The 20,760-nt window shown below is 32.6% G+C and carries 20 protein-coding genes; 6 read left to right on the top strand and 14 right to left on the bottom strand.

Features of this window, described 5'->3' with window-relative positions; all coding sequences use genetic code 11:
* The first annotated feature begins 97 nt into the window (after positions 1–97).
* Positions 98–301 carry a hypothetical protein gene (locus tag B5X64_RS00855; RefSeq protein ID WP_079463457.1) on the top strand — a complete coding sequence of 68 codons (204 nt, stop codon included), beginning with the start codon at positions 98–100 and terminating at the stop codon, positions 299–301.
* A gap of 429 nt (positions 302–730) precedes the next feature.
* Here B5X64_RS00855 and B5X64_RS00845 read toward each other — a convergent pair whose 3' ends face one another.
* From B5X64_RS00845 to B5X64_RS00810, 8 genes are all read right to left on the bottom strand, one after another.
* Positions 731–1,474 carry a LytR/AlgR family response regulator transcription factor gene (locus B5X64_RS00845; RefSeq protein ID WP_079463455.1) on the bottom strand — a complete coding sequence of 248 codons (744 nt, stop codon included), beginning with the start codon at positions 1,472–1,474 and terminating at the stop codon, positions 731–733.
* A 68-nt stretch (positions 1,475–1,542) separates the two neighbouring features.
* Positions 1,543–1,800 carry a 2TM domain-containing protein gene (locus B5X64_RS00840; protein WP_079463454.1) on the bottom strand — a complete coding sequence of 86 codons (258 nt, stop codon included), beginning with the start codon at positions 1,798–1,800 and terminating at the stop codon, positions 1,543–1,545.
* Between the two features lie 26 nt (positions 1,801–1,826).
* The gene (locus B5X64_RS00835; RefSeq protein WP_079463453.1) at positions 1,827–2,123 is read right to left on the bottom strand and encodes a 2TM domain-containing protein; all 297 of its coding nucleotides are present in this window, start codon (positions 2,121–2,123) and stop codon (positions 1,827–1,829) included.
* 175 nt (positions 2,124–2,298) lie between these two features.
* Entirely contained in the window at positions 2,299–2,865 is a 567-nt protein-coding gene (locus B5X64_RS00830; RefSeq protein ID WP_079463452.1) for a methyltransferase family protein, read from the bottom strand.
* A gap of 1 nt (position 2,866) precedes the next feature.
* Positions 2,867–3,166: a 2TM domain-containing protein gene (locus B5X64_RS00825; protein ID WP_076561357.1), complete on the bottom strand. Its 300-nt coding sequence runs from the start codon at positions 3,164–3,166 to the stop codon at positions 2,867–2,869.
* The gene (locus tag B5X64_RS00820; protein ID WP_079463451.1) at positions 3,153–4,478 is read right to left on the bottom strand and encodes a 2TM domain-containing protein; all 1,326 of its coding nucleotides are present in this window, start codon (positions 4,476–4,478) and stop codon (positions 3,153–3,155) included. The genes B5X64_RS00825 and B5X64_RS00820 overlap by 14 nt, the downstream gene beginning before the upstream one ends.
* Before the next feature lie 323 nt (positions 4,479–4,801).
* A complete protein-coding gene (locus B5X64_RS00815) occupies positions 4,802–5,452 on the bottom strand; it encodes a hypothetical protein (RefSeq protein WP_079463450.1) in 651 nt (216 codons plus the stop codon).
* A gap of 221 nt (positions 5,453–5,673) precedes the next feature.
* A complete protein-coding gene (locus tag B5X64_RS00810; protein ID WP_111944898.1) occupies positions 5,674–7,896 on the bottom strand; it encodes a TonB-dependent receptor in 2,223 nt (740 codons plus the stop codon).
* Positions 7,897–8,075: 179 nt separating this feature from the next.
* Here B5X64_RS00810 and B5X64_RS00805 point away from each other — a divergent pair, with 179 nt between their 5' ends.
* On the top strand, positions 8,076–8,579 hold the full coding sequence (locus B5X64_RS00805; RefSeq protein ID WP_079463449.1) for a superoxide dismutase family protein: 504 nt from the start codon (positions 8,076–8,078) through the stop codon (positions 8,577–8,579).
* A gap of 65 nt (positions 8,580–8,644) precedes the next feature.
* Here B5X64_RS00805 and B5X64_RS00800 read toward each other — a convergent pair whose 3' ends face one another.
* Entirely contained in the window at positions 8,645–10,774 is a 2,130-nt protein-coding gene (locus tag B5X64_RS00800; RefSeq protein ID WP_079463448.1) for a carboxy terminal-processing peptidase, read from the bottom strand.
* Positions 10,775–10,917: 143 nt separating this feature from the next.
* Between B5X64_RS00800 and surE the strand changes: the two genes are divergently transcribed.
* Together surE and B5X64_RS00790 are read left to right on the top strand one after the other, a co-directional pair.
* On the top strand, positions 10,918–11,688 hold the full coding sequence (surE, locus tag B5X64_RS00795) for a 5'/3'-nucleotidase SurE (protein WP_066675936.1): 771 nt from the start codon (positions 10,918–10,920) through the stop codon (positions 11,686–11,688).
* Positions 11,688–12,350, top strand: a complete 663-nt coding sequence (locus B5X64_RS00790) for a GNAT family N-acetyltransferase (RefSeq protein ID WP_079463447.1) — start codon at positions 11,688–11,690, stop codon at positions 12,348–12,350. Before surE ends, B5X64_RS00790 begins: the two co-directional genes overlap by 1 nt.
* Before the next feature lie 256 nt (positions 12,351–12,606).
* Here the strand turns inward: B5X64_RS00790 and B5X64_RS00785 are convergent, their stop codons facing one another.
* The 3 genes from B5X64_RS00785 to B5X64_RS00775 are packed head-to-tail and all read right to left on the bottom strand — an operon-like array spanning position 12,607 to position 14,994.
* Positions 12,607–14,010, bottom strand: coding sequence for a radical SAM protein (locus B5X64_RS00785; protein ID WP_079463446.1), 1,404 nt, complete (start codon positions 14,008–14,010; stop codon positions 12,607–12,609).
* Positions 14,011–14,023: 13 nt separating this feature from the next.
* On the bottom strand, positions 14,024–14,257 hold the full coding sequence (locus B5X64_RS00780; RefSeq protein ID WP_079463445.1) for a hypothetical protein: 234 nt from the start codon (positions 14,255–14,257) through the stop codon (positions 14,024–14,026).
* 2 nt (positions 14,258–14,259) lie between these two features.
* Positions 14,260–14,994, bottom strand: coding sequence for a prolipoprotein diacylglyceryl transferase (locus B5X64_RS00775; protein WP_079463444.1), 735 nt, complete (start codon positions 14,992–14,994; stop codon positions 14,260–14,262).
* 225 nt (positions 14,995–15,219) lie between these two features.
* Here B5X64_RS00775 and B5X64_RS00770 point away from each other — a divergent pair, with 225 nt between their 5' ends.
* Positions 15,220–16,260 carry a GMP reductase gene (locus tag B5X64_RS00770; RefSeq protein WP_079463443.1) on the top strand — a complete coding sequence of 347 codons (1,041 nt, stop codon included), beginning with the start codon at positions 15,220–15,222 and terminating at the stop codon, positions 16,258–16,260.
* A gap of 617 nt (positions 16,261–16,877) precedes the next feature.
* The gene (locus B5X64_RS00765) at positions 16,878–18,374 is read left to right on the top strand and encodes a tetratricopeptide repeat protein (RefSeq protein WP_079463442.1); all 1,497 of its coding nucleotides are present in this window, start codon (positions 16,878–16,880) and stop codon (positions 18,372–18,374) included.
* A 59-nt stretch (positions 18,375–18,433) separates the two neighbouring features.
* Here the strand turns inward: B5X64_RS00765 and fabG are convergent, their stop codons facing one another.
* On the bottom strand, positions 18,434–19,177 hold the full coding sequence (fabG, locus tag B5X64_RS00760) for a 3-oxoacyl-[acyl-carrier-protein] reductase (RefSeq protein WP_066675951.1): 744 nt from the start codon (positions 19,175–19,177) through the stop codon (positions 18,434–18,436).
* A gap of 107 nt (positions 19,178–19,284) precedes the next feature.
* A complete protein-coding gene (locus B5X64_RS00755) occupies positions 19,285–20,757 on the bottom strand; it encodes a WG repeat-containing protein (protein WP_079463441.1) in 1,473 nt (490 codons plus the stop codon).
* Between the last annotated feature and the right edge of the window lie 3 nt (positions 20,758–20,760).

The raw sequence follows: 20,760 nt of genomic DNA, 5'->3' as shown, positions 1-20,760 counted from the left end.
AAGCTAATACCTCTGTTCCTTAAAAAGGAAAAAGTTTTCTGTAACATATTTCAGATTGTGATACTTACTTAGTAAATAACAATTAAAAATATTTATCATGAAAACGACTTTAAAAAATCAGTACGCTTACGTAAACCAAATTTTAATTGCGGTAGTTTCTGCAACTTTAGGGTACAATCTTTATCAGGAAATCGTACATCCAGAAAATTCAAGATTAACGCTAAGTATTATCTTGGTGGTTTTAACTTATATTATGGTTGAAAAATATGGTTATAAACCGGAAAAGGAAATTCAGAAATAATTATAAATAGAGGTTTGAAGAAATTCAAGCCTTTTTTTATTTTTAATCGGTTTTAGCAACCGCTATCACAGCCAAAAATGAGACGAACATTACAGTGCATGCAGAAATTAGAAACAAAAGCATGTACAGAAAATAATCGTTTTTAAGTTTTCGGGGAATCAATTTATGGATGATGTAAAGCAAAATCGGAAATAATAAACTCGATCCCAAATTAGCTAGTCTACCAGAAAAACTAATTATTCTTGTTTTATCATTAAAGGAATGTACCGCTGTAAACCAACATACAGCCAAAAGGATAACCATAAATATTGTTTGATAGGCAGTACGGTGATTTTCACGCTTTTCTGTATTAATTAAATAAAAAATACTGCCAATTGCAAACAGTATAATAAAAAGGATTATAAATACTTCAAACATCCTGTAAAACTACTAATTAACCAACCAGTCTTTAAAATCTTTTACCCTTTCACGGCTCACGGTAATTTCTTCTTTTGGCTGAAAATTGAGCTCCACTTTATAATTGGGTGAAGTATGAATATTTTTAATAAAATCTGAATTGATAATAAACTGTCTGTTGACACGGAAAAACTTCTTATCATCAAGCACATCCGTTAGTTCATCTAAAGTAAATTCTGAAGGATAAACCCGATCCTGGGTCTGCAGATAAACAATTTTATTTTCACTGAAAAAACAGCTGATTTCTGAAGTCTGTACAATTTTTAAATTATACCCGATCTTCACCAAAATTCTCGACAGAGTCGTTTTTTCTTTTTTAATTAATTGCTTAATTTCTTGCGAGTTAAACGATTCACCGGAAGGAATAAATGATTTGAATTTTTCAATTGCTCCGGCAAGATCTTCTTCCATAATAGGTTTTAAAAGATAATCGATGCTGTTGAGTTTAAAAGCCTTCAACGTATACTGATCAAAAGCCGTGGTATAAATGATGAAAGCTTTGGTTGAAATTTTTTCAAAAATATCAAACGAAAGACCGTCTCCTAAAACAATGTCTGAAAAGATAAGTTGCGGATGCTCATTCTCGGCAAACCAGCTTACCGCTTCTTCCACAGATCCCAGGTTGGCAACCAATTGCAGATCAGGAAAAAGACTCAACATTCTTTCTAGTTTTCTTGCTGCAGGTTTTTCGTCTTCGATGATGACTGTTTTAATCATTAATTGGCTTTTAAGTTTAATTTTAAATAAAAATAATTAAATCTTTTTTAGTTTTAAAAAATAATCGGTTATTTAGATTTCTTAAGTTCTTCTTCCAAAATCTGGTTTTCCCATTCGGCATCAAATATAAAAAGATTTAAAGCTTTCACTGCTAAAATTATTGCCCATACCGTGAGAATAAACCATCCTTGAAAATTGTGGTCTGTTCCATTATCTTTAATAAAATTTCTAATAAGAATAAATCCGGCAACGATCGTAAACCACATGCAGTTTTTATAGAATGACTTTAAGTCTTTTACTCTTTTTTGTGCGCTATTATAGTCCATTGTATTAATATTTTACTGATAATTAATTAAAGTGATTTTAAATTTCTTTTCTCCTCGTCCATCAATTCTCTTATTTTTTTCTCTTCCCAGTTTTTACCGATTCCAAAAGTACTTACGGCATGTAAAGTAAGACCCAATCCCCATCCTAACATTGGCCAATAAAACCATAAATGACCAGGTGATGTCAAAAGATTTACAATCAATAAAAAAGGAATAACCAAACAGTAAGAAGTAAGATTTCCATAAAAACCTTTCAGATCTTTTACTCTTTTTGCTGCTTTTTTGTACGATAAGTTTTCTTTGTTTAATGATAGATTTTCCATGATCTTTTATTTTTAAATTACTATTTGTTTGTTTTCTTGAATCAAATTTAAGTCGATTAGCTTCCTCAAATCAACTTTATATTACTGAACTGTGGAAAATATTGACTGAACAGCAAAAATCCCGACTCAACGGAAATCGGGATTTTATTTTATGTTTTAAAAACTATCTTTTTAATTAATATACAAAAGGAATCAGCTTTTTTGTTTTCCGTTTATATTCTAAATATTCATTTCCAAATTGTTGTATCAAAGCCTGTTCTTCTACTTTAATTCGATATAAAAATGCTAAAAATGTAGGTACAAAAGCAATAAACAGAGAAAACCAATTATTTAGAAATAATCCCAAACCCAGAAAAGTGAGAAGTGCAAACGAGTAAGAAGGGTGCCTTACAAACCTGTAAAAACCTTCTTTTTTGATCTGATGATCTTCTTTAATAGAAACATCTACCGTGAAAAATTTCCCAAGAGATTTAATGATTATCCATCGGAAAAGTACTCCCGTCACAATTAAAATTTCGCCTAAATATAAAAGCCAATATTGGTTCCTGATATGAAAAGAAGTCAGTTTAGAAACCGCTACTGCCAAAAAAACTGACGGAATAATAACGACCCACAAAATATTGAGCGTAGACTTATCTTTGTTTTGGACATTTATTTCTGATTTAAAATTTTGCTTGTAATAAATTTCGCTCAAAAACCACCCAGCAATAGAAATGTAAAAAAGCAGACATAATGCATTCATTTCACTTATTTTTATCCATAAATTCCTGAATCTTCTTTTCTTCCCATCTTTTCACAAAATTTATTTTAGGAAAATAAACCACAAACGCATGCGCAATAAGCCCTATTCCCCAAAATGTTGCCGTAAAGAAATTTTTAAATTGAAAATAGCTTTCTCCCGGTTTCAAATTGGTATAATTATACCAAACAATCAATAGATTTACAGTAATATAGGCAAATAAATGTCCATAAAAACCTCGTAATCTTTCTACTTCCTTTTTCGCCCGTTGATATCGGATATCATTTTCGTCAAATTTTTCCATTGTCTCTGTTTTTGTTCATAATTTCTCTAATTTTCTTTTCCTGCCACGATTCTCCTACTCCAAAAACCTGAAATGCGTGAGTCGCTACACCAATTCCCCAACCCAGTAACGGAAACCAAAACCAGTGATTGCGGCTGTTTGTAGTAAGATTGATAAAAATTAAAAAAGGAATAACAATACAATAAGAAACCAGATTAGAATAAAATCCTTTGATTTCCTCTACTCTCTTTTTGGCTTTTTTATACGCTTTGTCTCCGTCTTCTATTTTTTCAGATACAATCTTCGGTTTTCCGAATAAAATCGGAAGCTTTACTTTAAAATAATCTTCAGATTTTTCAATAAAAACATTTTCTTTTGTAAGTAAAGCATAACGCTGAACAATATTTGCCAAACCTATTCCTGCGCTTTCTTTAATCAATTCTCTTGCTTGAAGATTGTTTTCTATACACAATGTCTTATTTTCAGAAAAAACTTTGATCAATAAAGGTTTTGAAGACGTTGCAAAATTATGTTTGATACAGTTCTCCAACAGCAATTGCAATGAAAGCGGAACTACAAATTTTCGCAAGTCTTCTTTTTCAACATTAAATTCAAAATCTACGCTGTCTTCAAATCTTGTTTTTAGTAATTCGCAATAGGTTTTTGCAAATTCTATTTCTTCTTCTACCGTCACCAATTCTTTATCTTTCTGCTCCAAAACATATCTGTAAATCTTTGACATTGAAGCAGTAAACTTCTGAGCCTGGTTTGGATTTTCGTCTATTAATGAGCTTAAAACATTTAAAGAATTAAAAAGAAAGTGCGGATCCAACTGATTTTTTAGACTTTCAAATTGTGCATTGGCAGATTTTGCGATAAGTTTCTGTTCTACAACTTCTTTTTTAGAGGTTTTACTAAGCTCAGACATAAAACTTTTAGCGTGAAGAAATGCAGAAATTAATAACGCAATATTAATCATAAACCAATTCCTGAAATTGTAATCACCACCAAAAAACTGTTCTGTAGTTGCAACTTTTTGAATAATCACAAAATTGATGTAATTACATAAGTATACGAGCACAAAATTGGCAATCACAATTGATATAATACTTAAAACAGCTCTCTTTTTAGTCTCTTCAGACCAAGGAAACTTTTTATTAAGAAATTCATTAATAACACCATTTCCTACGCCGATAATAAATGAATACATCGCCGAAATTAAAAAAGTAATCGCAAAGTTCTCTAGTGTCATCTCCTGATTAAAGAAAAAGAAGAAGAAAAGTGCCGTTGCGAGAGAAATCCAAAGTAATATGATAAAATCTTTACGTTTCATTGGTCAATTTATACTTCAAAAGTAGCTTTTATTAAATTCTGTGAAAATATTTTCTTTCTGAATGGTTATTTTTCTGTTCCGAACTGTCGTAAAACTTTTTACATGTTCATATTTAAACTGATAAACAGTATGTTTGTCATTCTGAAAGAATCTAAACAAACTTTGTAGAGATGCTTACAGCATGACCAACACACTTAAAAAAATAGATAAATAAGAACTATTCGCAACCTCCAAAGCTTTTTTATAATCTTAAAACCTTTTCAGCGTTTGAAATACTGAAAGTGTTTAATTCTAAATTTTTAAGGAATTGTTTTTAAACAAAACTATTTTGCTTTTTCCAATCCGATAAAATACTCGGCTTCCTCTTTCCCCCAATTCGGTTCTAGACTTGTTTTTGGTTTAAACGAATTAAATTTTTCCAAAGCAGCTTTAAACAGTTCCATTCCTTTTATTTTGCTTCCTCCATATTGTTCTGGTGTAAAGTAAATATCTTCCGCTTTTATAAGCGTCACTCTTGGATTATTTGGATTAAATTTTTCAGCTTTATTAAGCTCTTCCTGAGCTTTCATTCCAAAAGTCATGTATCTTTCCTGAGGATTGACCATCATTTTCAATGAATAAACCATTTTTTGAAGCAAATGAATTTCAGAATTTTCTTTTTCAACACTTTCTGCAGCGTCAATAAATTTCTGAGCCTGATCAGCAACAGCATCCATGTCCTGCATTTTTCCTTCTCTCATCAACACTCTTCCTTTTTGGATGTAAGAAAAAGCAGTATAATAATTCGGTAACCATGTTGTGGTTTCTTTCTCAGCAATTCTCTGAAAATCATTAGCCAAAACCTGGAAATCTTCCGGCGTTTTGCACGCTTCGATTTTAGCGATTTTCTCGGTCATTATTTTTTCATAATTAGCCTGAGCAAAAGATAATAAACTCATACAAGCTAAAGCAAAACTTAAAATGTATTTTTTCATAATTTCTAAATTGTTTAATGTTATTGTTAAAATATTAAATTCATAAATATTGTTGACGCAAAGATTTTAATTTCAAACGTATTATTTAAAAGAGCAAAGAATGGCGACAATGTCGCTGATGAAGCTTGAAATCATGAGCTTTATAAAATCAATTTTGATTCATCTTTGCTCCTTAATATGAGCTCTGCGAGAATTAAACTTTGCGTTAAAATTAATTTTATTTAAAGATTATTATTAATTGCATCCTGCGTTTTATCGACCCCAAAACTGATAAACATTCCCACAAAAACAAACGTATTGACTGGCGGAACCACCGCAGAACTTCTGCTTCCGTTTTGTGAAAAATTATATCCGTAAACGTTTTTGGTTCCTAAAATATTTGAGATGCTTAAAACGAAAATAGTAAATGCTTTTGAGTCTTTTTTACCAAGATTCGGAAGATAATTAAAGCTTAAATTCAAAGCGTTGTAATCTTTCAGCCTTCCTTCATTTCGGATAATATTTTTATCATCTTGTGTGACAATATCGTAATAAGGTCTGCCTTTTGCGTAGGTGTACGAAAGATTAACGCCAGTTTTCCATTCGGGGATAAATCTTTTGGCGACAACGGAAAGCGTATGTTCAGCGGCAAAATTGGGCTTTAAACTTACAGGATAATTCAGGAAATCTCTTTTAGAATCCAGGAACGAATAACTGATCCAGTAATCGATGTTCTCGAATGTTTTTTTATCTCTCCAAAACACTTCAAGACCTTTTGCGAAACCGTTTCCATTATTGTTAAAAGCAGTTTGCACTTGCTGATTTTGATTGCTGTTCGGGACAATATTCTGAGTTTTAATTAATTCATCATATTTTTTATAAAAAGCTTCAAATCTTAAACTTCGTCCCTCAGTCGACCTTTGAACCTGAAAAATATAATGTTGTGACTTTTGAAAATCTAAATTTGCAGATGAGTTAATATATTTACTTTCAGGATTTTGGAAGAACAATCCGTAAGCGAAAGAAGTTGTCCAATCTTTTGCCAAACGATAAGCCAAAGCAAAACGTGGGGCAATATTATTTTTATTTAAATAAGAAGAATTTTCGGCTCTTACTCCAATTTTTGCTGATAAATTGTTGCTGAAACCCAAATCTGTTTCCACAAAACCGGAAGAAATTAAATCACGATAATTTTTATTGACTTCACCGAAATTTAGTTTTTCATTGGCATAATTCAATTCGAATCCGCCTCGCAAAGCGCTTATTTTATTGATTTTTCTATCGATAACTGCTTTAAAATTGATATAATTTCCGTCATTAAGTAATTCTGTTTTCTCCGATTCGGTTTGATTGGTTTCCGTAGAAAAATTTAAATCCGACTGATTGTAAGAATACGAAGCACTCGTATTGAAAAGGTACTTCCCGAATTTTTGCTTGAAAGATAAATTATGATAGGTATTTTCACCTTTTAACCTTACTAATGCAAAATCATATCCCGGTTCTAAACTTTCGGTTTTTACGCCCATTTTATTGTTATCAAACATTCCGTAATATTTGAAAAACCCTCCGGATTTTGTTTTGATTCTAAAATTCGCATCAGCGTTTAATCCTTGAATTGAACCAATAAAATCGGTATTAAAATTAAAAACATTCTGCATCAAACCTAAATTTGAATATCCTAAACTTGCTCCGTAAGAATGATTTTTATCTTCACTTAATTTCTGGAAACCTCCATTTAAAAATATCGGCGAAACCCCGAAATCATAAGAACTCTGGTCGGGAAGGTCTACACTTTCAAGCATCAACGCACCGGAAAGCGCTTGTCCGTACAAAGCAGAATATCCACCACTCGAAAAAATATTTCCTTTGAAAAGAGAGGTATTGAAACGGTCTCTTCCTGCAATTCCGGGAACAGAGCTTGAAAAATAATTATTGATTAAGCTTCCATCCATAAAAATTTTGGTTTCGGTTCCTGTTCCTCCACGAACGAATAATCCTTCGGTTTCGCCCACTTTCTGGACTCCGGGAAGATAAGTCAGAGCAGAAGAAATTTGTCCGTCGGCTCCGGCTGTTGTATAAATATCAATCGGCGTCAATAAAGCGGTCGCTCTTTTTCTATCGCTCGCTTCGATAGAACCAGCAGAAATTACGACTGCATCGATTTCATTGATTTGTTCCTTTAATTCAGTGTTTACGGAAATGTCTTTATCCTCAATTAAAATAGGTTTTTGAACTTCATTGTATTTTGGATGAACAAAAGTCAGTATCTGATTCCCTTTTTCGGAAGTTTCGAAAGAAAAATTCCCGTCAGAATCTGTGGTTGCACCATCGTAAGTATCTTCTAAAGTAACATTTATCTCGCTTATTCCTTTATTTTTAAAAGTCACTTTTCCTGTGATTTTTATCTGAGAAAAACTCAGAGCAAAAGAGCAAAAAGAGATGAAAAATAATAGTTTTGTTTTCATGGCTGTTTTAATTCGAATCAAAAATAGGATGAATTTTGATGTCTTTAAATTTTTTGTTACTGAGCTGTAGAATTTGGAAACTGAATCGCTTTTTTGGGTTTTAGAAATTTATTCTAAATTAATTTCGGTATCAAGATTGTTACTCTGTAATTATAATCACAACATTTAAATATTAATTTATGAAACTACAAACATTAACATTATTAACCAGTTGCGCTTTATTTGCAGCATCGTGCAGTTCTAGTAAAACCTACAACGTTCTGGCAAAAAGCGGGACAGAAACCGGCGGAACGGCAAAATTTACTCAAAATGGTAACGAAGTGGTTATGGATTTGGAAGTAACGAATCTTACCCCAGGAATTCATGCAGTACACATTCATGAAAAAGGTGATTGCTCTGCTCCGGACGCAACTTCTGCAGGCGGACACTGGAATCCCGGTAAAAATGACCACGGAAAATGGGGGTCTGAACACTTCCACATGGGTGACATCGGAAATCTGGAAGCTGGTACAGACGGAAAAGCAAAACTGACTTTTAAAACCGATAAATGGTGTCTTGATTGTGTAGACGAATCTAAAAATATCATCGGAAAAGGAATCATCATTCATGCCGATAAAGACGACTTTATGACGCAGCCAACAGGAAATGCAGGTGGAAGAGTGGGTTGTATAGAAATTAAATAACGTCTTCTATTCTTTACAAAAAAGCGGCGCCAATCTTCGATTAGCGCCGCTTTTTAAATATTATCTTAAACTTTAGCCTTCATATCTGCAACAATATTCATTGCTTCCTGAAGGTAAGAATCTTTTCTAAGGTTTTTCATCCACATTTCAGATTTCTTTTTGAAAACCTCATCCTTCTTCTCTCTTTCGATCTCTGCAGGATACATTTCAAATTTTAATCCGTTGTCAAATTTTGTCAGTTTTTTAAACTTTTCAATTTGAGATTTTCTGTGTTTCATCAAGTCATTAAACTTATTGATATTTAAAGTAATGGTTTCTTCTTTGTCTAATTGCTCTCTCCATTGAGCAGATTCTAGCAACAGCTGATAGTTTGCATTTTTTGCCATTCTGTCGTTGCTCGCTTTTTCTAAAGCTTTCACATCAAAATAACTAAGCTTTTGGAAAGTAGCACTCGGAATTTTGTCCCAAGCCAAAGCAAAATCATCATATCTTTCACCAATTTCTGCATAAGTAAAGAAGTCTTTCATCTGAATATCAGAAACAATTCCTTTTCTCTGATTAGATTCTCCGGTAATTCTGTAGAACTTCTGAATCGTCAGTTTTAAAGATCCGAAATCGTCTTCACTATTTAAGAATCTGTTTAGATCTACGAAAGTTTGTACCGTTCCTTTACCATACGATTGAGGCGAACCTACAATAATTGCTCTTCCGTAATCCTGCATTACACCAGCTAAAATCTCTGAAGCCGAAGCTGAAATTTCATTCTGCATAATTACTAAAGGACCAGTCCAGATTGGTGCTTCCTGCTTGTTTTTTAGTGTCTGAATTTTTCCGTTTCCGTCTTTTACCTGAACATAAGGACCTGCATTCATAAATAATCCCATGATGTCACCAACTTCAGTTAATGAACCACCACCGTTATTTCTAAGGTCTAAAACAATTCCTTCAATATTCTGAGCTTTCAGCTTGATGATTTCGTTTTTGATGTCATCAGAAGCGTTTCTTCCTTTTTCATCTTCGAAATCTGCATTAAAGCTAGGAAGATTGATAAATCCGTATTTTTTTCCGTTTGGAGAATTTACAATAATACTTTTCGCAAAAGTGTCTTCAATAGCCACTTCTTCACGAATCATCGTTACTTCTACAATCGTTTTATCTTTTTTCTGAACCGTCAAAGTAACCGGAGTTCCTTTTTCACCTCTGATTAAACGTACCGCTTCATCAGAAAGCATTCCTACGACATTGACGTGGTCTTCTTTAGGATTAGATTTTACTTTTAAGATTTTATCGCCATCAGACAATTTTTTAGATTTCCAAGCCGGCGCACCGATCGTTAAAGCACCTAAATAAAGATTTCCTTTTTTCTCCTGAATAATAGCACCAATTCCGATTACTTTACCTTTAAACTGGGTATCAAAATCTTCTTTATCTTTTGGAGAGTAATAATTGGTATGCGGATCAAAAACTTCTGTATAAGCGTTCATATACACCGAAAACCAATCCATTTTCTTTCTTTTTTTGAATCTGGTAAATGTTTCTTTTACCAAATCTTTCACCTCATCCGTTGCTTTTGTAAGCTTCTGTTGTGGAGAAAGAATTTCAAGTTTGATGGTATCTTTCAGCTTAAACTTCTGTACAGAATCTTTCTTTTCTTTTTGAGCTTCTTCTTTGCTGTTCATCGATTCAATTTCCTGAAGGATATTGTATTTGATGAATTTTTTCCACTCGTTATACTGCTCCTTTTGATCTACAGGAACTTTTTTCAATTTAGATTCCAAAGTAAGCGTTTCATCTTCTTCAAGATTAATTGGCTTGCTGAAAATTTCCTGAGTAATCTTATCAATTTCATCTACTCTTTGGTACAATCTGTCAATTGTAAGCTTATAAAACTGCAAATCTCCCTGATTGATATAATCGTCAAGCTTTGTTTCATGCTTGCCAAATTCGTTCATATCAGACTGCAGGAAATATCTTTTACCCGGATCAATCATTTCAAAATAATGTTTGTAAACATCTTTTGAGTAGGCATCATTAATAGGTTTGGGGCTGTAGTGTAAATAAGAAAGAGTATTTTTAACACTCACCATTATCGTCTGCATTTTCTCATCGTCATTTTTTGGCGAGTTGAAACAAAACATAAGACTTGTTAATGGAATAAAGAGTAGAAATTTATTTAGCTTAAAATTTTTCCACATAAATCTGTAATATATTTTTATTAAATTCTTTTAAATCATCCAATAAGTAGCATTTATTAAATGACTGTTACAAACTATCAAATTTAATACCTTATTTACAATTATCAATTAGTTTTAAGTAATTTTGTTAAAATTAAATTTTTATGGAAAAACCACTTATTCTGGTAACAAATGACGACGGTATTACAGCTCCGGGTATCAGAAATCTTGTAGAATTTATGAATGAAATAGGAGACGTAATTGTGGTTGCTCCCAACTCCCCACAAAGCGGAAAAGGCCATGCAATCACGATAAACTCTACATTGAGTTATGAAGAAGTACAGCTTGAAGGGCCACAAACCGATTATTCGTGCAGCGGAACTCCTGTTGACTGTGTGAAAATGGCTTTGGATAAAATACTTCCCAGAAGACCAGATCTTGTAGTATCGGGAATTAATCATGGCGCCAACTCTTCAATTAATGTAATTTATTCTGGTACCATGTCTGCTGCTGTAGAAGGTGGTGTAGAAGGTCTGCCTTCAATCGGATTTTCACTTTTAGACTTCAGTTGGGAAGCAGACTTTACACAGGCAAAAGAATACATTCAAAATATTGTCAGAAAAACTTTAGAAAACCCAATGCCCAAAGGTGTTGTTCTTAATGTAAATATTCCTAAGCTTTTAAAAGAAGAAATAAAAGGCGTGAAAATCTGCAAGCAGGCTCATGCAAAATGGGAAGAAAGTTTTGACGAAAGAATCAATCCGCACGGTAAAAAATATTACTGGCTTACTGGTTATTTCAACAATATGGATGAATCTGAAGATGCAGACGAAACAGCTTTGGCAAACGGATATATCTCGATTGTACCGGTAAAGTTTGATATGACCGCTTATGAGTATATGAATACCCTTCGTGAAGTAATGGATTTTGAATAATGTACGAAAAATTACATAACCCTGTCTATCATTCACTTAATGAATATCACAAAAAGTTTTGCTTAAACTTCGGTGATTCTAAATTTTACAATCCTGAAGTCGCCGCTTTTGGAGGTTCATTAAACGCAAAAGAAAATGACATCACAGACTATGCAAAGATCTGTGATGACTTTCTTATTTTCGGAGCGAAACCTGAATTAGGAGAATTTAAAACAGAAATGTCGCAGCTTGTTTGTGATCAATATATTTTGGAAAACAAAATTGAGCTTGACTATACCGAAGAAATTATTGAGCTTCACAATGAAAATCATGAAGAATTATTGGCTTTTGTTAAAAAGTTTTATCCTCACTATTTCAAAAACAGAACTCCGGAATTAGGAAGATATTTTGGTATTTTTAAAGATGATAAGCTGGTTGCCGTAACAGGTCAAAGAATGCAGATGAATGATATGACAGAAGTAAGCGCAGTCATTACAGACCCAGATTATCTCGGGAAAGGCTTTGCCAAACAATTGGTCGCATTTGTTTCTGATACCATATTTAAAGATGGTAAAACGCCTTTCCTACATGTTGCTGAAAATAATCTCGGAGCAAAGAAACTTTACGAAAAACTAGGTTTTGATTTGAGAGGTAAAATAAATTTATGGGGTGTAAAAAGATAATTTTTACGCCCTTTATATTGTCCTTTTGTCTTGAAACAAAAGAACGAAAAATTCAAGACTTGGAAACTTCCGCTAAAAATAAATTCTATTCTCTAAAAATTCTAAAACTCGTGCGGATTATTAATTATCGGTTCGTTTTAATATTTGTCCCGCACTTCAGACAGTAGAATTTTTTTAACGTTCACAGAATTCATTTTCTTAACGCTTCATTTTCCTATGTCGTTTAAAATACAAACAAAATCTGTGGAATTTTTATTTAAAATAAAACCTTATCCTCTTTTCTCAGTTCTTCCAGATATTTACTTTTATCATCTCTGTAGAAGAGATTCATCGTCTCAAAAGGGATCATTTTTAAATCTTTATTGACAATGTGAACACAAGACTTTTTTACGGCGCGAACATCAAAATCATGGGCATCCATAAAATTCATGATAATAATTCTGAACAGATTATCATAATCTAAATTTGGAGCCGAAACTTCTGGAAGACAGCACAGTAATTGGTTTACTTTAGGCTGTACTTTATCAACAGAAATTCCTGTACTGAAAATGTCTAAAAGTTGCATCTGCAAACCTTCATCCTGTTCGTAAACGATGGTATTTTTAGTTTCATTATTCAATAAATCGGCAGGATTAATGTATCGTGTTAGAGGAATCGTTTCGCGTTCTAATTTTAAAATATAGCCCATTGCCAACGCATCCGGATTACACGGAACAGGAATAATATCATCTCCATTCAAAAGTGGGAACTGGTTTAAAATTTCCTGTCGTACTTCCGTCAACGTAATTTTTTCGTGTGCAGAATCTTCTCTGTTTCTTCCGGCAACTTCTACAGGCTGAAAAGTGATTCCGCGAACGCATTTTTGTTTTAAAGCAAAGTCAATTAATTTTCCAATTTCATCAATATTTTTTCCTTTTTGTAAGACAATAACCAACGTTGTAGAAAGGTTTAAGGCATTTAGTTTTTCCAAAGCTTTCATCCGAACATTTGTAAGATCTTTCCCTCGAAAATCTTCCAAAACTTCCGGTTTAAAAGAATCAAACTGAAGATAAATTTCAAATTCGGGAGCATAAGTTGCCAATTTTTCAGCAAAACCAGGATCATTCGCAATACGAATTCCGTTGGTATTAAGCATTAAATGTTTAATAGGTTTCGACTTCGCAATATCCATAATTTTAAAAAACTCAGGATGAATAGTCGGTTCGCCGCCACTGATTTGTACAACATCGGGTTGCCCCTCATTTTTAACAATGATATCAAACATTGCCTCAATTTCCTCTAAGCTTCTGTGACTTCCGTAATGTGGCGAAGACATCGCATAACAAGTTGGGCAAGTCAGATTACAGCGATCTGTAACTTCTACAATCGAAAGACAGCTATGCTGCTCATGATCAACACACAAGCCACAATCGTAAGGACAACCATATTCAACATCAGTTCCGAAATGAACAGGCATTTCAGATGCTTTATTATAATTTCTGATGTTTTTATAATATTGAACGTCAGAAGCAATCATCGTTTTAAAAAAACCATGATCTGGGCATCTTTTGGTCATAAAAACAGATTCATCTTCAATGATAATCTTAGCTCCTACCCTTTTCAGACATTCCGGGCAAAGGCTGATCGTATAATCGTAATAAGTATAATTTCTTACCGGCATAATATTCAATGTATTACATTCCTCCACATACAAAACCACTGATCAAACCACAGATCAGTAATGAGATCAACATGGTCTGCCAAAACTGTTTCTGGGTAAATTTTTTATCATTATTCCATTCATAAATTACCTTTGCAATTCCCGAAATAATAAGTGAAACCACCAAAGAAATAACGATGATTATTCCTATAATTATAGCGACCAATCCGCCGAGGCCGCCAACTTCCAGAAACGTGAGGATTTTCATTTTTAATATTTTGATGTTTTAATCTTATAAATGTAATAAATAATCACCGAAAGACATACCAATTGAATTGTTCCTAAATTTCCGATGATGTCAATTTTAGGTTTGATAAAATCTAAAAAGAATCTGAAACTAAAGTAACTCAGCATAAACAGCTGAAAAACAAAACCCGAAGGATATTTATTTTTTTTCTGAATCATTGTTAAAACAATCCACAAAACAATAAGAAAAGCGATTTCATACAACGCAACAGGATGTCTTAAATATTCATCACCAAGACGCATTCCGAAAATAGAATCCGTCGGTAATCCGTAAGTTTCTTCATGAATTCCTGTGAGAAAACAGCCTATTCGTCCGATAATCATTGCCAACATCAAAGGATAAACGATCAAATCTCCGGTGCTTTCTTTATGACCTACTATTTTTTTTGCCAGTTCTACTCCGATAAGCCCGAAAGCCAATCCGCCAACAATTGTATTATTTGTCCAGAATCTTTTGAAATTAAAATCATTAAAAAAAATATACGGATTCTCTAAGTTTCCAATGAGTTTTGAACCAATTAAAGCTCCTGCTGTAGCACCGATAAGAACTGCTGCAGAAGTATTGAAAGACAGTTTTTCGGTTGATTTTCGTTTCAAATAAAAATAAAACCGCATGCCGAGAAATATTCCCAAAGTTTCAAACACAGGATGCGCAAGAATCGTTTTACCAAATATTTGAAATGTAACAGGAAAATCCATTGACTCAAAAGTAAGATATTTCAATTGATGATGATACAACTATTTTTCAATACTTTATTCTTTCATAGATTACACTTATTTTCAAGATGATTGCACCTAGAATTTTGTACTACTCTGTGGAATCTGTGAAAAAATTAAAACTCTCATAAATAAACCATAAAATCATTTATTTTAAGCTTTTCTATCAATCTTTTCCCTAATTTTATTTAAAATAATTTCCAAATTATGCGAATAGAAAATGATATAAAGCTTGGTTTTAAAGATGTGATGTTCAGACCAAAACGTTCTACCCTGAAATCACGCTCAGAAGTAGATTTAAACAGAGAGTTTACCTTTCTTCACACCCAAAAAAAATGGAAAGGTACACCGATCATAGCAGCCAATATGGATACGGTGGGAACTTTTGAAATGGCTCTTGAACTTTCCAAAGAAAATATTATTACAGCCATTCATAAACATTACACCATTGAAGAATGGAGTCAATTTCTCAATAATCAACCCGAAAATATTTATCAATATATTGCTTTAAGTACAGGAACAGGAAAAGCAGATGAAGAAAAGTTAAAAACGATTCTCAAAAACCATCCAAAAATTGAGTTTCTCTGCATTGATGTAGCCAATGGTTATTCTGAGCATTTCGTAGAATTCGTGAAGAGAGCAAGAGCTAATTTTCCCGATAAAATTATTATTGCGGGCAATGTGGTAACCGGAGAAATGGTAGAAGAGCTTCTTTTAGCAGGTGCAGACATTATCAAAGTGGGTATTGGCCCCGGTTCTGTGTGTACAACAAGGGTAAAAACTGGAGTTGGTTATCCTCAATTATCAGCAATTATTGAAAGTTCTGATGCCGCTCATGGCTTGAAGGGTCACATTATTGCAGACGGAGGTTGCAAAGTTCCAGGCGATGTAGCCAAAGCTTTTGGCGGCGGAGCAGATTTTGTAATGCTCGGCGGAATGTTTGCAGGACATGATGAAAGTGGTGGCGAAATGGTGGAAGAAAACGGTAAAAAATTCAAACTATTTTACGGAATGAGTTCAAAAACAGCAATGGACAAGCATTCAGGCGGTGTTGCAGAATACAGGGCATCAGAAGGTAAAACCGTGAAAGTAGCATACAAAGGTTCTGTTTCCGAAACCGTGAAAGATATTTTAGGTGGGGTACGCTCTACTTGTACTTATGTGGGTGCTTCTACCCTGAAAGAACTTTCTAAAAGAACGACTTTTATAAGAGTACAGGAGCAGGAAAATCAAGTTTATAATGACTAATTATTATCTAAATTTTGGGAAAATGAAATAAAAACATCAATATAAAGCTTATCCTAAAACCCTATAAATAAAAGATTTATTTAAATAGAGGGCAAATTGAGGGGTAGATATTTTGCTCTTTTTCTGAGTTTTTCTTCTATTTGTACCGTTCAAAAAAAACTAGAATCCGAATGATGGAGGAAAATTAATCTCCGGAGATTTTAAACCTATTGAGTTTAAAATCTTCGGGGATTTTTTATTTTTTAAACCTAATTTTATAATAAAATATGACTCCTTTCCTACTCCTCGTTTATCAAAAATTCAATAGTTTTTGAGATTACAATAAATAATTTATTATGCATCGGTTTTAATTTATAACAAATTTCAAAACCATATATCTTATGATGTATTTAATGCGAACAGCAAACTTCTCTTATTTTTAAGTAAAAAAGGAGAATTATATTTTATTAATTTATTGAAATTAAGCTGGCTGGCACCGTTTATTTTTCAATAAATCACTTTATAATGGCACAATAGTTGTGCAAAAAATATTTCGTCAAAAAAAGACAGAAACACCCATGGATAGGGGATTTTGTTCATTTTTAGATTTAATAAATTAATAATACCAAATTATTTAAATGGGTTACTTCCATTCTTTCAAATATTTATTTAGTTTTATTCTTTTGAGCAATTGTTTTTATGCTCAAAGCCAGCCTGATGTTGATTTTTTGGTGAAAGAAATCAACACCATCCATTTGTCCGGACAATCTGACCAAGTTTTGGAAGCTACACAGAAACTTATTAAATTATCTCATATTTCAAAAAATGATAAGGGTTTATCGTATGGCAATTATTTTTTAGCATCCTATCATTACGATCATGCCAATTTCAAACAAAGTATTGATTATGCAAAGAAAGCGCAACAATATTCTTCCTATTTAGAGCGTGATCAAACCCATGCAGCTAATATTTCGTCATTGTTAGCCGGAAACTATCTACTTCTCGAGCTCTATACCCTATCTTTTAAGAATTACAGAAAATCGCTTGAAATCTTAAAAAACAAGGCAAATAAAACAACTTCAGACGCTCTTATAGAATGTAGTGTTTATTCTCATATGAGTTACATCTATGATAATATAAATAAGCCGGATTCTACTCTTTATTATTTGCAGAAAGAAGCTAAAATTCTTAAAAAAATCGACTTAAAATATGCTTATATTCAAAAAGGGTGTTCGTCTTTAGGATTTGGAAATTATTATTTGAATAAAAATAATACAGATTCTGCCCAATATTATTATAACAAATCATTAAATCATTTTAAAAATAAGATACATCCTTGCAAAATAGAATCTCTAATTGGCCTCGGAAATCTATATACTTTTCAAAAAAACTATCCCAAAGCTCAAGCTTTCTATGATTTGGCTTTAAAGAGTTTTAATCAGCATCATTTCCCTGATATTCTGAGCGAATTATACAAAAAAATTGCAGAGTTGAAAGTCTCCCAAGGAGCTATTACAGAAGCAAAATATTATCAAGATCTTTACCTTAACATTCAGAAGAAACTTGATGACAAAATGAAGAAGGAAAGAGATTTTGCACTAAATGAGGTAATGAAAGAAGAAAAAATAAAGAACAATCTTGAAGTAAAAAAAACTCAGAGAACGACTTTTATTATTATTTCTTTATTGGTTTTAATGACTGTATTTATTATTATTTATCTTCTTAAAAAAACGAAATCTAAGAATCTGGAATCTATTGAAATTACAAAAAAACTGATTAAAGAAAAAGAAATTACAGAACAGGAAACGCATAAACTGAAACTACAGGTAAATGAAGCCTTTGAAGAGATTATACAACTTGCAAAAGATAATAGCCCTTCATTTTACACAAGATTTCAGGAGGTTTATCCCAAATTTCAGTCTAAAATGCTTCTGCTTAATGAAAATCTGAAACCGAGTGAACTCACCTTTGCAGCCTATGTCTATCTTGGTTTTACAACAAAAGAGATTGCAGATTGTACTTTTAAGGCAATAAAAACAATAGAAAACAACCGTTATAATTTCAGAAAAAAGATCAATCTTTCTCCCGAAAAAGATCTTCAAATATGGCTTAGAAATTACATTGATTCCGAATAATAAAAATCCCTTCCATAAAGCTTATGAAAGGGATTTTTTATTGTAGAATAATACTTTTCTTACGTTAACATTCCGCCGTCAACGTTTAAAACCTGACCGGAAATATAAGAAGACATCTCGCTACCAAAGAAAACGCAAGCATTCGCTACATCTTCTGGTTGTCCTCCTCTTTTCAAAGGAATTCCTTCTCTCCATCCCTGAACTGTTTTTTCGTCTAAAGCAGCTGTCATTTCAGTTTCAATAAATCCTGGAGCGATTGCGTTGCAACGGATGTTTCTTGAACCTAACTCCAAAGCAATAGATTTTGTAAATCCGATAACTCCAGCTTTAGAAGCAGCATAATTTGCCTGTCCTGCATTTCCTTTTACACCCACAACAGAAGTCATATTGATGATAGAGCCCGATTTAGCCTTCATCATTGGCTTAATTACAGCCTTAGTAAGGTTGAATACAGAATCTAAATTTACTTTGATAATCGTATCCCAATCGTCTTTTGACATTCTCATCAAAAGATTGTCTTTGGTAATTCCTGCATTGTTTACCAAAATATCAATTTTACCAAACTCAGCCATTACATCATCTACCAATTTTTGTGCAGCATCGTAATCTGATGCATCAGACTGATAACCTTTAATCTGAGTAACAGAACTTAAAGCAGTTTCCAATTCTTTCGCTTTTTCTACAGAACCGGCATATGTAAATGCTACTTTTGCACCTTGTTGAGCAAAAATTTCAGCAATTCCTTTTCCGATTCCTCTTGTAGCTCCGGTAATTAGCGCTACTTTTCCTTCTAATAGTTTCATATAATGATTATTTATTTAAAAAATCTAAATAACTTGAGTGGTTTAAAATTATTCAGTTTGCAAATATATATATTTTGTTTTTGCGAGTTTTAAATCAAATTGATATTCTAAAACATCAATTTGTCTTCTGAAGAACTAAAATTAAGCACTTCTGATTCTTTATCTTTGGTAAGCGTAAGCTTTTTGTTGTCTGCAGAATATTTATCGTAAATTACCTCTTTAAGAGGTTCATTCTTAAGATTGGTGACCCCAAATTTATCTCCTTTCTGTACCACAACTTCATTTCCTGAAACAAAACTTATAATATCATCGTAGATAAAAGGAACAATCTCTTTTCCTTCTTCATCAAGCATTCCGTAAAGGTTTTCTTTGTTTTTACAGATGATCGCAGGATAAAATTGAAACGGTTTTATAGAAACAATATCTTTAATGGGCGTATAAGATTTATCTTGTGGTGAAAACTTATAATAAACGTCGTCTTTTTTAACAATTACATTATTAAAGAAGATTTTTTCAATCTGAAATCCTTCATCCAAAACACTTTCAAAGTTTTTATCTAAAAGTCTTTCTTCGCCATCCTTGCTTACAAAAACATAATCTTCATTCTTTATTTTAAAACCTTCTACTACATCATATTCTTTAGGCAAAATAATTTCTCCACTAATTTTAACAACCGCAATTTTAGGATTTTTAGAGTCTTTGAGCGTTTTAAAAATACCATTAAACAAATGATTTACATAATGATATTCGGTAGGGAAAACCGTTCTTTCTGCTTTAGAAAAAACGCTTACTTTGTTGTCTTTAATAAGGTAAATATAATTCCTGCCTACAAAGGCCTGTTCGTAGATATTTTCTGCCAAAACCTTCTCATTTTCATCTACAATTCCATACTTATTTTTAGCAATGTTTTTCGTGATTAAAAATGGATAACCATTAATGTCTTCGATATAATGATTCGAAAATTGACTCACCGTTTTACCATCGATATCAATCACATCTCCTGTTTTTGTTCCAGTTTGTAAGTAAACTTTTCCCTTATAAAACTTCAAGTTTTCCTTAAATTCTCTATCAGAAACCTGTTGACCGTCAAAATTATAAATAAACCAAAGTTTATCTTTTTTAACAAAAAATCTGCTGTCGTTTGCGAATTCTATTTTATCCTGATCCTGAATAATTTGTTTTCCATTGTAATCATAAACACCATCTTTTCCATCTTTTGATATAATCAAACGGTCTTTATTTTCCCAAGTTCTGTATTTAAATTGATCTAATGGGATCACTTGATTTCCCTTTCCATCAATTAGAGCTGTTTTTCCGCTCGCTTCACCCTCTTTTACTTTCAAAATAAATCTTTCTTTCGAAAGACGGAGAATTTCACTTTTAAAAGGATAACTAAAAGAAATAGTTCCTAGAGAATCTATTATAGAAATACTTCCTGTAAAAGGATCGGTAATAATTCCGTAACCATTAGTATAAAAGCGTACTTCTTTCCCAATTTGCTTAGACAATAATATCTCTTTGTACTGATTGCTTTGTGCTGAAAAAATACTTGAAAACAGAATGAAAACTATTTTTTTCAATGA

The organism is Chryseobacterium balustinum (assembly GCF_900168205.1).
Taxonomy (GTDB): Bacteria; Bacteroidota; Bacteroidia; order Flavobacteriales; family Weeksellaceae; genus Chryseobacterium; species Chryseobacterium balustinum.
The sequence above is the reverse complement of the archived record's forward strand: the minus strand, read 5'-3'. Positions and strand labels throughout refer to the sequence as shown.

Coding starts and splice junctions, on each gene's coding strand:
- B5X64_RS00855 (WP_079463457.1), top strand. CDS start 98: ATGAAAACGACTTTAAAAAATCAGTACGCTTACGTAAACCAAATTTTA.
- B5X64_RS00845 (WP_079463455.1), bottom strand. CDS start 1,474: ATGATTAAAACAGTCATCATCGAAGACGAAAAACCTGCAGCAAGAAAA.
- B5X64_RS00840 (WP_079463454.1), bottom strand. CDS start 1,800: ATGGACTATAATAGCGCACAAAAAAGAGTAAAAGACTTAAAGTCATTC.
- B5X64_RS00835 (WP_079463453.1), bottom strand. CDS start 2,123: ATGGAAAATCTATCATTAAACAAAGAAAACTTATCGTACAAAAAAGCA.
- B5X64_RS00830 (WP_079463452.1), bottom strand. CDS start 2,865: ATGAATGCATTATGTCTGCTTTTTTACATTTCTATTGCTGGGTGGTTT.
- B5X64_RS00825 (WP_076561357.1), bottom strand. CDS start 3,166: ATGGAAAAATTTGACGAAAATGATATCCGATATCAACGGGCGAAAAAG.
- B5X64_RS00820 (WP_079463451.1), bottom strand. CDS start 4,478: ATGAAACGTAAAGATTTTATCATATTACTTTGGATTTCTCTCGCAACG.
- B5X64_RS00815 (WP_079463450.1), bottom strand. CDS start 5,452: ATGAAAAAATACATTTTAAGTTTTGCTTTAGCTTGTATGAGTTTATTA.
- B5X64_RS00810 (WP_111944898.1), bottom strand. CDS start 7,896: ATGAAAACAAAACTATTATTTTTCATCTCTTTTTGCTCTTTTGCTCTG.
- B5X64_RS00805 (WP_079463449.1), top strand. CDS start 8,076: ATGAAACTACAAACATTAACATTATTAACCAGTTGCGCTTTATTTGCA.
- B5X64_RS00800 (WP_079463448.1), bottom strand. CDS start 10,774: ATGTGGAAAAATTTTAAGCTAAATAAATTTCTACTCTTTATTCCATTA.
- surE (WP_066675936.1), top strand. CDS start 10,918: ATGGAAAAACCACTTATTCTGGTAACAAATGACGACGGTATTACAGCT.
- B5X64_RS00790 (WP_079463447.1), top strand. CDS start 11,688: ATGTACGAAAAATTACATAACCCTGTCTATCATTCACTTAATGAATAT.
- B5X64_RS00785 (WP_079463446.1), bottom strand. CDS start 14,010: ATGCCGGTAAGAAATTATACTTATTACGATTATACGATCAGCCTTTGC.
- B5X64_RS00780 (WP_079463445.1), bottom strand. CDS start 14,257: ATGAAAATCCTCACGTTTCTGGAAGTTGGCGGCCTCGGCGGATTGGTC.
- B5X64_RS00775 (WP_079463444.1), bottom strand. CDS start 14,994: ATGGATTTTCCTGTTACATTTCAAATATTTGGTAAAACGATTCTTGCG.
- B5X64_RS00770 (WP_079463443.1), top strand. CDS start 15,220: ATGCGAATAGAAAATGATATAAAGCTTGGTTTTAAAGATGTGATGTTC.
- B5X64_RS00765 (WP_079463442.1), top strand. CDS start 16,878: ATGGGTTACTTCCATTCTTTCAAATATTTATTTAGTTTTATTCTTTTG.
- fabG (WP_066675951.1), bottom strand. CDS start 19,177: ATGAAACTATTAGAAGGAAAAGTAGCGCTAATTACCGGAGCTACAAGA.